Origin of the sequence: Bifidobacterium asteroides (assembly GCF_009683175.1) — a bacterium.
Taxonomy (GTDB): Bacteria; Actinomycetota; Actinomycetes; order Actinomycetales; family Bifidobacteriaceae; genus Bombiscardovia; species Bombiscardovia asteroides_H.
Window position 1 is genome coordinate 92,815 of sequence record NZ_WKKW01000002.1, and the last position, 12,269, is coordinate 105,083.

11 protein-coding genes are annotated in these 12,269 nt (G+C 61.0%); 2 read left to right on the top strand and 9 right to left on the bottom strand.

Annotated elements, in window-relative coordinates:
* Positions 1 to 159: 159 nt before the first annotated feature.
* Entirely contained in the window at positions 160 to 1,560 is a 1,401-nt protein-coding gene (locus GKC41_RS04415; protein WP_154313145.1) for an NCS2 family permease, read from the bottom strand.
* 205 nt (positions 1,561 to 1,765) lie between these two features.
* Between GKC41_RS04415 and GKC41_RS04420 the strand changes: the two genes are divergently transcribed.
* Entirely contained in the window at positions 1,766 to 1,981 is a 216-nt protein-coding gene (locus GKC41_RS04420; protein ID WP_154313146.1) for a hypothetical protein, read from the top strand.
* Positions 1,982 to 1,985: 4 nt separating this feature from the next.
* Here the strand turns inward: GKC41_RS04420 and GKC41_RS04425 are convergent, their stop codons facing one another.
* From GKC41_RS04425 to GKC41_RS04445, 5 genes are all read right to left on the bottom strand, one after another.
* Complete coding sequence (locus tag GKC41_RS04425; protein ID WP_154313147.1) at positions 1,986 to 2,972, bottom strand: AEC family transporter; 987 nt, start codon at positions 2,970 to 2,972, stop codon at positions 1,986 to 1,988.
* A 68-nt stretch (positions 2,973 to 3,040) separates the two neighbouring features.
* Positions 3,041 to 3,820, bottom strand: a complete 780-nt coding sequence (gene pstB / locus GKC41_RS04430) for a phosphate ABC transporter ATP-binding protein PstB (protein WP_024627440.1) — start codon at positions 3,818 to 3,820, stop codon at positions 3,041 to 3,043.
* 31 nt (positions 3,821 to 3,851) lie between these two features.
* Positions 3,852 to 4,829, bottom strand: coding sequence for a phosphate ABC transporter permease PstA (gene pstA / locus GKC41_RS04435; protein ID WP_154313148.1), 978 nt, complete (start codon positions 4,827 to 4,829; stop codon positions 3,852 to 3,854).
* The gene (gene pstC, locus GKC41_RS04440; protein ID WP_324612040.1) at positions 4,829 to 5,782 is read right to left on the bottom strand and encodes a phosphate ABC transporter permease subunit PstC; all 954 of its coding nucleotides are present in this window, start codon (positions 5,780 to 5,782) and stop codon (positions 4,829 to 4,831) included. The genes pstA and pstC overlap by 1 nt, the downstream gene beginning before the upstream one ends.
* Positions 5,779 to 6,927, bottom strand: a complete 1,149-nt coding sequence (locus GKC41_RS04445) for a phosphate ABC transporter substrate-binding protein PstS (RefSeq protein ID WP_154313149.1) — start codon at positions 6,925 to 6,927, stop codon at positions 5,779 to 5,781. The genes pstC and GKC41_RS04445 overlap by 4 nt, the downstream gene beginning before the upstream one ends.
* 330 nt (positions 6,928 to 7,257) lie before the next feature.
* On the opposite strand from GKC41_RS04445, the gene GKC41_RS04450 reads away from it, so the two are divergent.
* Positions 7,258 to 8,829, top strand: a complete 1,572-nt coding sequence (locus GKC41_RS04450) for an MDR family MFS transporter (protein ID WP_045935071.1) — start codon at positions 7,258 to 7,260, stop codon at positions 8,827 to 8,829.
* A gap of 154 nt (positions 8,830 to 8,983) precedes the next feature.
* On the opposite strand, the gene GKC41_RS04455 is transcribed toward GKC41_RS04450, so the two are convergent.
* The 3 genes from GKC41_RS04455 to GKC41_RS04465 form a co-directional block, all read right to left on the bottom strand.
* Positions 8,984 to 9,781, bottom strand: coding sequence for an HNH endonuclease family protein (locus GKC41_RS04455; protein ID WP_229281624.1), 798 nt, complete (start codon positions 9,779 to 9,781; stop codon positions 8,984 to 8,986).
* A 54-nt stretch (positions 9,782 to 9,835) separates the two neighbouring features.
* Positions 9,836 to 10,684: an aldo/keto reductase gene (locus tag GKC41_RS04460; protein WP_195760162.1), complete on the bottom strand. Its 849-nt coding sequence runs from the start codon at positions 10,682 to 10,684 to the stop codon at positions 9,836 to 9,838.
* Positions 10,685 to 10,813: 129 nt separating this feature from the next.
* Entirely contained in the window at positions 10,814 to 11,902 is a 1,089-nt protein-coding gene (locus GKC41_RS04465) for a class C sortase (protein ID WP_195760163.1), read from the bottom strand.
* Positions 11,903 to 12,269: the final 367 nt, after the last annotated feature.

Here is a 12,269-nt window from a genome sequence, read left to right on the forward strand (position 1 = left end):
GGTGGCGGGACCCTGCTGCGGTCTCTGTGCCTGATTTGCTCTATTCACACCCTCAAACAGTCAGATCAACCCGACAACAGCATGACGACTATCTGCACAGCTGAGCAATGGTTCTGACGAATGGCTGCTTGTGGATGCCTTGTGTTTGCGAAACCGTGCTCAGAGCACGGCCTGGAGCACGAAGTCCAGGATGAAGAGGGCCGAGACCGCCCAGATGATGGGGTGGACCTCCTTGCCCTTGCGCTTGCAGACCATGGTCAGACAGTAGGTGATGAAACCTGCGGCCACACCGTAGGAGATGGAGTAGGCAAAGCCCATGAAGATGGCCGTGAAGAAGGCCGGAATGGCTTCAGACAGCTCGCCCCACTCAATCTCTGCGAAGGAGCTCATCATCATGCAACCCACAATGACCAGGACGGGCGCAGTGGCCGCCGAAGGCACAGCCGAAATCAGCGGAGCGAAGACGGCGCTGAGCGCGAAGCAGGCGGCGATGACCACCGAGGTCAGTCCGGTCCGGCCACCGGCTGCGATGCCCGCAGCGGACTCCACATAGGTGGTGGTGTTGGAGGTACCGAAGAGGGCGCCGATGGAGGTGGCCGTAGCGTCGGCGAACAGGGCCCTATCCATCTTGGAGCTGAAGCCGCGACCGGTTTCCAGAGCCTGCTCATCCTCGGCTGAGAAAATGCCTGAGCGCCGACCGGTGCCCACAAAGGTACCGATGGTGTCGAAGGTGTCCGACAGGGAGAAGGCGAAGATGGTCACCAGAACCACTGGCAGCTTGGCCGGGTCGGAGAAGAGGGCAGGGAAGCCCTCCGGACTGAAAATGGCCAGGAAAGTCTGCGGCAGCTGTGACCAGGCCTGTCCCAGATCGACCGACTTGGCCATGCTGGTGACCCCCATGGGAATGCCCAGGAGCGTGACCGCGATGATGGCGATGACAAAGGCGCCTTTGTTGATGAAGGCCAGATGGCCCTTGAACTTGAAGATCAGGAGGAAGACGGTCAGCAACAAGCCGATGACGAAGAGGATGACACCGGGGGTGTTGAAGGTGGTCAGCCCTGGGTTGGCTCCTGCCGCCGAGGTCTTGTCAGGCGAGAACTTGATGATGCCCACATTGAGCAAGCCCACATAGGCGATGAAAACGCCGATGCCGCCGCCGATGGCGTGCTGAAGCAGAGGCGGGATTGCCTGGATGATCATCTTGCGCAGCTTGGTGGCCGTGACCAGGATGTTGATCAGGCCGCACAGGAAGACCATGCACATGGTCTGTTGCCAGGTGAAGCCCAGCCCCTTGACCACGGTGAAGGTGAAGAAGGCATCCAGTCCGACTCCTGGCGCCACGCCGTAGGGCACGTTGGCCACCAGACCCATGATCAGGGTGCCGATGATGGCAGCGATCAGGGTGGCGAGAAAGACGGCGCCCCAAGGCATCCCCGCCGTGGAGAGCACCGAGGGATTGACCACGATGATGTAGGCCATGGCGAAGAAGGTGGTGATACCTGCTACCACTTCCGTAGAGACTGTGGTATTATTATCCGAAAGCCGAAATAGCTTATGCATATTCGATTCCTTATTGTCTTATTTGGCGATGAGACAAGGAAAGAATATCACGAGCACTCGGCTTTTTCTGTTACAGGTCCCTCCTATTGAGCTCCAATACCGCTGCAGGACTTTCCGCTCACCTATAATCGGCATACCGGCACGGCCCTGAAGCCCTCCCGCATGGGGATGAGTTGAAGGGCACGGCGCTTTCGAGGAGGGGCATATGGCCAGGAACAATCATTGGGATCCGGACGATCAGAAGCAGTATCAGCACGTGCATGACAGCGAGGTCGATCGTGGTCAGGATGAACGAGCTGCCGAACGGATTGCAGCCGCCACGGTCAACAAGCAGCGCACCCGCGAGGGCCGCACCCTGCGTCAGGAGCAGGAACGCCGCGACCAGGGCGAAGACGACAAGAAAGACAATAAGCAGGACTGAACCCTCAGAGGGCACCCATCAGCAGGTGCGCCACAACCATGAGCACGGCACCGATCACCGCAGTCAGAGCCAGGGTGAATCCCGCCAGACGGGCGTTGCCAAGAACCTTGTCGGTGAACATGGTGGCGAAAACCGCCGTCGGAGCCAGGCAGCACAGGGCCACCGCCTGACGGATCAGGGGTTCGAAGGGCAGCAGATACCATGCGGCCACCGCGAACAGGATGCCGAAGGGCAGTCGCCAGGCCAGAATCTGCAATACTGACTTGACATCATCCCTTCCGCCAGGCAGGTCCATGAGCATGCCCACCATAAGCATGGAGCAGAAGGCGTTGGCGGCCGAGAATGGACGGGTGATCTGGGCCGACCAGTCCGGCAACGAGATTCCGGCCAAGGTAAAGCACACCATAACCATGTAGGTGTCGAAGGATGGCGAGCTCAGGAAGCCCTTGGCTATGGAGATGGCTGCAGCCTTGCGATGGAGTTTGCGGGCATCCGGGTCATCCAGCTTGACCGGCTCCCCCGCATCGGGATCCAGGGATTGGCCCGGTCGAATATGCAGTAGCCCCTGGGTCATGACGTTGGTCCCGGCAGAGACCATGACCGAGTTGCCGATGTCGAACATGGCGGCGGGCACCAGGGCCGCCGTGCCCAGCAACGACTGAAGCATGGGGAAGCAGAAGCATCCGATGTTGAAACCCGATCCGTTGAGCATAAGAAAAGCCCGCTGAGCCGTGGGCCGATGCCTGCTGGTCAGGAAGATGGCCAGGGGCGGAATCAGCGAGGCCACGAAGGCGAAGGCCGAGACCAGAAGAAGGCTGGGATCGTGTGGGTTGGTGGCGAAGGAGTAGATGATGGCCCCAGGCAGGACCAGATCGAACACAACGGTCTGCAACACCCGGTAGTCCAGTGGACGAAAGAGACCAAAACGCTTGAACAGGTAGCCCACCAGGATGATGCCCAAGAGGGTGGCCGGTTCCAGCAATACTCCCATGCCCTCGCTCCTTCCGTGGATGCCGGAACCATGATACCTGACGGGCGGGTGCGCGGACCGGTTCCGTCTCAGCCGAAGCGACCGGAGATGTAGCGCTCGGTGTCCGGCTCGTGCGGGTTGGAGAAGATGGTTGTGGTGTCGTCCATCTCCACCAGGTGGCCGGGCTGACCCACGGCCTTGAGGTTGAAGAAGGCCGTATAGTCCGAGACCCTGGCAGCCTGCTGCATGTTATGGGTGACGATGACGATGGTGTAGTCCCGCTTGAGCTCGTTGATCAGATCCTCCACAGCCAGGGTGGAGATGGGGTCCAGGGCCGAACAAGGTTCGTCCATGAGCAGGACCTGGGGGTGTACGGCCACGGCACGGGCGATGCAGAGCCGCTGCTGCTGACCGCCCGAGAGCCCGATGCCCGGCTTGTCCAGGCGATCCTTGACCTCATTCCAAAGGTTGGCTCCGCGCAGGGCCCACTCCACCAGATCGTCCGCGTCCGACTTGGCGATGTGCTTCTTGTTCAGCCGTATGCCGGCCAGGACGTTCTCCCGGATGGACATGGTCGGGAAGGGGTTGGCCCTCTGGAAGACCATGCCCACGTCCCGCCGCACCTCGACCGGGTCTACATCCGGTCCGTAAAGGTCACGACCCTCCAAGAGCACCTGCCCGCTCACATGAGCCCCTGGAGTGATCTCGTGCATGCGGTCCAGGGTGCGCAGAACCGTGGACTTGCCACAACCGGAGGGGCCGATGAAGGCGGTGACCTTGTTGGCCTGGATGCGCATGTTCACGTCCTGGACGGCCAGAAAGTCGCCGTAGTAGACGTTGAGGTGGTTGATGTCTATGCGTTGGCCCATGTTCCGGCCTCCGTTTCTCTCATGGCGGCGCTCAACGGGTCCGCCCAACAGCAAAGATGCGCGAGACCAGCCGCCCAAGCAGGTTGAGCAGCAGGACGATAAGGATCAGTACCAGGGCTGCAGCCCAGGCCCGCTGCATGTGGATGTCGGTCAGGCATCCCGGATCGGCCCCCGGTCCGCAGACGGCCAGCCCCTGTGAATACTCGTTGTAGACGAAGACCGGCAGGGTGGTCATCCTCCCGGAGAAGAGGTTGGGGTTGGTGGTGGCGATGAAGCCCGAGGCTATCAGCAGGGGTGCTGTCTCCCCGATGACACGTGCCACAGCCAGGATGGTCCCCGAGACGATGCCGGGCAGGGCCGTGCGCAGAACGATGCTGGTGATGGTCCGCTGCTTGGTCACTCCCAGAGCATAGGCGGCCTCCCGCAGGTCGTTGGGTACCACGGCCAGCATATCCTCGGAGGTTTTGACCACCGTGGGCAGCATGAGCAGGGAGAGTGCCACCGAACCGGCCAGGCCGTTGACGGTGCCTGGTCCGACCACCAGGGCGAACATGGAGAAAGCGAAGAGGCCGGCCACGATGGAGGGGATCCCGCTCATCACGTCCACCATGAGACTGATGGCCTTGGCCAGGCGGCCTCCATGGGCGTACTCGACCAGGTAGACCGCGGACATGACACCCACCGGAATGGATATGACCATGGATCCAAAGGTGATCTCCAGGGTGCCGATTACAGCGTGCAGAATGCCGCCATAACCTCCGGTCGGCGTGGGGTTGCCTCCTACCACGCCGCTCATGTTGTGAGTGAGGAAGTCCGGTGTCAGCCGCTGCACCCCCTTTGACAGGCTGACCCAGAGCACTGAGACCAGCGGAATCAGGGCCACCAGGAAGGAGAGCCCGATCAGGACGGTCATCAGCCGGTCCTTGCGCTTGCGCGCCCGGATGGAGGACCTGGTTGGCCTGAAGCGGTCAAAATCGATGACCGGTCCGCGATCAGTTCGGCTTGCCATCACGCACCCGCCTTTGCTGTGATCCTGCGCGCCAGATAGTTGACGATAAAGGTGATGATGAAGAGGACCAGACCTGTGGCCACCAGGAGGGCCACACCCTGGGAGTCCGCCTCGGGGAACTGGGCGGCGATGTTGGCGGCGATGGTCTGACTCTTTGAAGCCTGCAGCAGCCGCAGGGAGTAGCTGAAGCCTGGCGAGAGGATCATCAGCACCGCCATGGTCTCGCCCAGGGCCCGCCCCAGCCCCAGCATGGAGGCCGAGATGATGCCCGAGCGGCCGAAAGGCAGGACCGCGAGTCGAATCATCTCCCACTTGGTGGCTCCCAGAGCCAAGGCGGCCTCCTGCTGCAATCGAGGGGCCTGGATCAGGATGTCACGGGTGACTGAAGTGATGATGGGCAGAATCATGACCGCCAGCACCAGGGCCACCGTGGCCACGGACCGGGCCGGGGCTGCAACGGGTCCGGAAAAGATCGGAATCCATCCCAAATGAACAGACAGCCAGCGCCAGAAGCCGGTGATATTGGGAACCAGGACCAGAGCCCCCCAGAGCCCATATATCACCGAGGGCACGGCGGCCAGCAGGTCAATCACCGTGCTGAGCAGCGTGGACAGGCGGATGGGGGCGTAGTAGCCGATGAAGAGGGCGATGCCCAGGGAGACAGGGAAGGCCAAAAGCAGGGCCAGACCGGCAATCAGAATAGTGCCGAAAACCAACGGACCCACATAGCCCAGGAAACTACTGGCCCGGCCACCACTCAGGGAGATTATGGCGTGGGTTCGGGAATCCGCGTCCCCGGTGAAGGCCGGAAAGGCCCGCAGAATCAGAAAGAGAGTGACCGCAGCCAGGGCCAACAGGATCAGAATACCCGCCCCGGTGGCGCAGGCCTTGAAGATCCGATCCACCCGTTTGGCCTTGTTCAGAGTTGCAGTCTCGTTCGGTTTCTCGCTCACGACTTCCCCCCGATGGTCTCAACCGAAGCCATGGCCTGGCTGCGCAGCCCCTGCCCCAGCTCGGCGCTGCCCGCATTGGCCGCAGCCATGCGCTGGCCCTGCTCGCTCAGCAGATAGGTCAACCAGGCCTTAGCAAACTGGGCCTTGGATCCATCCCGATCGTCTCGATAGGTGGCGCAGACCACGTCGTAGGAGACCAGGACGATGGGATAGGTGTGCTCCCGGCTGGTGCGATGGTCCACGGCCAGGACCACCCGGCCCGGCTGGCTGGCCTGAGGATCACGCTGGGCCGCATCCAGCAGATTGGCCACTGTCTTGGCTGTAGGCGGCTGCCAGGTCTTCCCCACCTGGACGGCCACGGTGCCCAGCCCTGTGGTCTGGGCCGCGTCCGCATAGCCAAAGGTGCCCTTCGCCTGGTTCATGGTCATGACCACTCCGGCAGTGCCCTTGGCACCCTGCCCCAGGTCATTGGGCCAATTCTCACCCGCTGGATAAGGCCAGGCAGACCCGGCCGTGTCGTGCAGGTAGGAGAGGAAACTTTTCGTGGTGCCTGACTTGTCCGAACGGTGAATCACTGTGATGTCCAGGTCGGGCAGATTGGCCTTCGGGTTGAGGGCAGCGATACGCGGGTCCCGCCAGTTGGTGACCTTTCCGGAGAAGATCATGGCGATCAGAGCCGGGTCCATCCGCAGATGGCCGCCTGAACCCTTGGGCCACAGATCAGGCAGATTGTAGGCCACGGCGATTGGGGTGGCGTAAACAGGCAGGTCAAAGGCCGTACCGGAACCGCAGACCTTACGCGAGCGCTCAAGCTGATCGGCGGTCAGCGGTGCATCGGTGCCGGCCCAGATGGTCGAACCCGAAAGGAAGGCATTGACCCCGGCACCGGAACCTGCCGGATCATAGGAGATACGCGCCCCCGGATGCTGCTTGCGGAAGCCGGCTATCCAGGCCTCGTCAGCGCTCTGCTGGGAGGATGCGCCAGATCCGGCGAACTCGCCTTGGAAGAGGGTTTGATCTGCAGTATTGCCTGTCTCGCCGCCATTAACAGGAACATTGTCACCGCAGGCCGCCAGGGGAATCATCATTGCCAGGGACATGAGGAGGGCCGGGAATCTACCACGACCATGACCATGTGCGTGCATGCTACCTACCTTGACCGCCGTTTCATTTCAAACGTCCGTCCTTTTCAGCCCGTGTTGGACCTTCCCGTATTCACATTAGCGAAGCCCGCCTCACACAGCATACTGGAAACGCTGACCGCCGGACAAGCTCGCCGCATCCGCGTCAGCCATGTGGAAAAACCCAATCACAATCCACAGCCGGGTATATTATAAGGTCATTGTCAGACGCTTAGCTCTCTTGTTCTTTTCTTAGTGTCACCGGTATCGGTATGCCCTGATTTTCTTTCTAGGACGGCACCGCAGGGAGTGGTATGCGCAGCGAAAACTGAACCCATAGGAAGTGGTGGTTGCATGAGGAAGCAGGAGCTCGCCAAGCAAGGGCGGACCCTCAGCAAGGATGGAGCCTTCGTCAACGGAAAGCTCACCCATGAAGCCTTCCTGTCGCTGGCCATCCTGACCGTCATCACCTTCCTGGGCAACTTCACCCAGCTGCAGCTGGCTTCGGCCCTGCCCACCATTGTGGACGAGTTCCACATCACCCTGACCACCGGCCAGTGGCTGACCTCGGTATTCCAGCTGGTCATGGGCGTCATGGTGCCATTGACCGGTTTTCTGACCAAACGCTTCTCCACCAGGCAGATCGTCATCACCTCCATGGCCGTCTTCACCCTGGGGTCCCTGCTGAGCTGGCAGTCGCAGACCTTCGCCCTGGTTCTGCTGGGCCGCATCCTTGAGGCCATAGGCACGGGAACCATGTGGCCCGTCCTGCAGATCACCGTCTTCTCCATATATCCTCTGTCCAAGCGCGGCATGGCCATGGGCACCGTGGGCCTGGCAATGAGCGTGGCCCCGGCCATCGGCCCCACCCTGGGCGGATGGCAGACCGATGCCAACGGCTGGCGTTCCATCTTCCTGACGCTGAGCATCTGCGGGGCTGTGGCGCTGCTCCTGTCCATCTTCGGCCTGCGCAATTTCGGCCAGCGTGACACCAGCGTCAAGGCGGACTTCTTCTCGGTGGCCCTGTCCATCTTCGGATTCGGCGGCCTCATGTTCGGCTTCACCAACATCGAGAACTTCCCCATCACCTCCTTCATGACCTGGCCCTTCATGCTGGTCGGCCTGATCGGAATCGTCTGGTTCGTTCTGCGCCAGCTCCATCACGACAAGCCCCTGCTGGACCTGCATGTGCTGCGGATCAAGAACTTCACTGTGGGCACCATCATCGCCTCCATGTCCTTCTTCGCCTTCAGCTCGGTCACCGTCATCCTGCCCATGTACATCCAGACTGACCGCGGCTTCTCGGCCACCATGAGCGGTCTGGTTATGCTGCCCGGAGCCATCGGCACCGCCATAGCCCAGTTCTTCGGCGGCCGGCTGCTGGACCGCTGGGGCGCACGTCCCGTGGCTATGACGGGCTGCTCGGTCCTGCTGCTGGGCACCATCGCCATGAGCCTGATCGGCGCCAATACCTGGATCGGCCTGGTCTCCATCTGCCAGTTCATCCGCCAGATCGGCATGGGCTTCACCCTGATGCCCTTGACCACCTGGTCCCTGAACAACCTGGCTCCCAAGGACGTTTCAGCCGGTTCGGCCGTCACCAACACGGCCCGGCAGATTGCAGGCGCTGTCGGCGCACCCATCCTGGTCATCCTCATGGAGACCATCACCACCCTGCGCCACAACGCCATGGGCGGCGGCCACTCCACCCAGATTGCAGCCAACATCTTCGGCGTGCAGTGGGCCCTGCGCATCTCGGCACTGATCTGCCTGGGCATGGTCCTGCTGGTCTACTTCGGAGTTCGCGGAAACGGCGCTGGCTCCGGACGCCAGATGACCCGCATGCTCCTGCGGCACATGCACATCATCCACACCGAAGCCCCTGCCGTCACCGCCTCCACCGCCGAATCCAAAACCCAGGACTGATTGCCGGTGGTCTTTCTCCGGCACCTGCTGGATCTGACCGGATTCATCGCAAAGTGCAGGATCGACAGACCGGTAAATACAAGACATCAATTGAAGGATGTCAGTTGTCAGTCAACCCTTTCGACGGAAGCGTCGATCTCCTGTAGGCTCGCAATCAGCGATCCTGTGGAAGGGGCTGGCCTGGGCAGGTATGCAGAACGGCCAGCATGGCCTGCTTTTCCGAACTGGTGACGCTCAGGGAGTACTTGTCCTTGACTCCTATCTGACGGGCCACATAGGAGCACTGATAGTCCTTGTTCTCGGGCAGCCAGTAGTCAGCCGAGGCACTCCCCTTGGCCTGGTTGGCGGGGCCGTCCACGGCGAGAAGATTGTAGGGGTCGTTGCCAAAACGGTAGCGGCGGGCCGTGTCCCACTTGCTGGCTCCTGACCGCCAGGCATTCTCCAGGGCGACCACATGGTCGATCTGCACAGCCGAGCTAGTCTTCGGCCCTCTGACGAATTCGATGGTCCGCCCGGTATAAGGGTCCTGCAGACGACCACTGGCCACCTTGCACCCGCCGGGAGTGGTGGTACGCAGGTCGGTCAGGTCGCGGGTCAGCACATCCTCGCGCACATTGCAGCCGTTGCCGTCCTCGTCGGTCTCCTTGAAGCCGAAGGCCTCGCGCCTGTACTGGCGGCCGGGACGGGCATGATCGTCCACCGTCAGGCCTTGCAGGGTCTGGGCCGCATCGCCGGTTGCTGTATATCGTCCGGTCAGCCGTCCGACTCCACCGTTGACCCTTGGCAGTATCAGACCGATGGTGATGCCCAGAACCACAGCCACTACCAGAAGGATCAGCACCCGTTCCGTGAGTGATTCGCGACGGAAGCGGGCCGGGGCGGGATTCCTCCAAACCGAACCGTACCGACTGCGGCCTCGATACCGATATCTTCTGCGTCTCGGACCGGTCATCTACCGCCGATACCTCCTATGTCGACTGCTTGCATGAATCATCCATCATAGCGGTCAGGCGTATGCATAGGTCATCGGGTCGTGTCCTGCGCGCACCGGGGAGTCCATGGCATCGATGGCGGCATGCTCCTCAGGTGTCAGGTTGAAGCCGAACAGGTCCAGGTTCTCGGCCTGCCTTTCCCTGTGGACAGACTTGGGAATGATGATGGTCCCGTTCTCGATGTGCCAACGCAGCACCACCTGGGCCGGCGTAACCCCGTGGGCCTGGGCGATTTGCTCCAGCTTTCCCCCGCCGGCTGTCAGATCTGCACCGCGCGCCAATGGCGAGTATGCCTGGATGGCGATGCCGTGCTCCTTGCAAAAGGCGGTCACCGAGCGCTGCTGCCAGCTGGGGTGCAGCTCAATCTGATCCACGGCAGGGTACTCCCCCGTCTCCCGGTGCAGCCGTTCCAGGTGTTCTGGCAGGAAGTTGCAGACCCCCAGGGTCCGCACCCGCCCCTCATCGCGCAGCCGATGGAAAGCTCGCCAAACCTGGTCAGCCCGCCAATCGAACGGTGTCGGCCAGTGAATCATATACATGTCGACATAGTCGGTGCCCAGCAGGGCCAGCTGGCGGTCGAAGGCCTGCAGAGCGCTGTCATACCCCTGCTCGGAGTCGCGCAGCTTGGTCGTCAGCCACAGCTTGGTACGCCCAGGACCGCTCTGGCAACCGAATGCCTTGAGGCCACGGCCTACGCCGCCTTCGTTGCGATAACCCGCTGCCGTATCGATGTGGCGATAACCCAGCTCCAGGGCGGATTGCACTACTCCAGCGGTTTGATCGTCGTCGATCCTGAGCACACCCAGGCCCACCTGCGGAATGCGATTGCCGTCAGACAATAAGATGTCAGGAACTGCTGTCATGGTCCACACCTTCCCAGGATGCAGCCCAGCAGTCTGCCGGGCCATGCTCGCTCCATTCTAGAGCCAGGCAAAAGTCTGGCTGCAACAGAACAGTCCTATGTGGTCAAACCTGCCCGCTCATGCACCGGCTTAGATTTTGCTGATGCTGAAGAAGTACAGCACGTGGGTATCGAACCAGTGGTAGCCAAGGTCGAATACGGGCAACAGGCTGATCTTCATCATCATGCCGACCGTACCCCAGGCGAAGAAGAGGCCGAGCACAGCCAACAGCCACATGAAGGCGCTGCAGATTCGCCGGGTTTTGATCAGCCGGCGACGACGGGTGGCTTCTGAACGGGTCTCCTGCTCATGGCTGACCATGATCGTGGCCAGCGGCTCCCCCATGGTCCCCGGTCCGGTCGCTCGAGATTCCAGATGCTCCATCTGCTCCAGCTCGTGACGGCAGTTGCGCCGGCGACGTGAAAGCAGGTACCAACCCACCAGGCAGGCCAGGAACAGGGCCAGAAGCACCCAGACCATGTAAATGGGCGCCCCTTCAGGTTGGGTGGGAGGCACGTCGTCGCCGATATAGTGACCACGCACGATCAGTCTGTGGGAGTTGACGCCATAGGGGTAGCAGGTCAGCAGGGTCACATAGTTGGAATTCTGGATTGGCTGCAAGGCGCTGACATCGGTAGGCAAGATAATCTTAATCTGATCCACCTTGTAGCTCATATGCCGCTTGAGCACTCGTATCTGGAAGACATCCCCCTTGCGCAACTGGGTCAGGTTATCGAACAGCATGTAGCCAACTTCGCCGGTGTGTCCGGTAATAACGGAGTGGATTGTTCGGTTGTCTGTAGGCACGTGGGTTGTGGCGATGTGCCCTGTGCCGTCCTTGAGCACCTCATCGCTGGTGCCGTGCCGCACGGGCAGTTTAACGTTGATCTTGGGAATCTCCACATAGGCCATCATGCCTTTGCCATCTACATTGAGGATTTTGTAGTAACGGCCCAGTGGTTCCTTGACTTCCTTGTACTTGAAGGGGTCCCTCAGCGTAGGCTTGCCCAATTCCTCGTCATACTTCTTGGCATCACGCCACATCGCCCTGCGCTGTGCAGGCGAGAGTGCATCCACGATCTGATCGTAGTTGTCTACTGCGGAGGAATCCTTGGAATAGTTCACATAGGCTGCCAGCAGGGGATAGAGAAAGATTGCCAGACCGATCAGGAAGGCCAAGGTCTCCAGGAGCCCGAACCCCCGCCCTGACTTGCCAGCCCTCCCACCGTTCTTGGTCTGTTTGGATGCAGTCGCAGCTTCCTGATCTGCTTTACCTTGTTGATCTATGTCCTCGGAATGATTTCCTGAAACGACAATTATCGGAGCAGACGTTGTAGCGTGGCCTGTAACTGTCACTGGAGCTGCTATTGCATCTGAATCAACTGACTCTGAAGCTCCGCGATCCTTAGGTGTTGCCGAAGGCGGATAGGAGGGCGGCACCTCGGAACTAGGAGCATATGCAGGTGGCATGTCCCCTTGCTCAACAGGCATGTCTGACGATGCTGACTCAGCCGGCATGGACGCATAGGAAACTTCACCGTTTCCG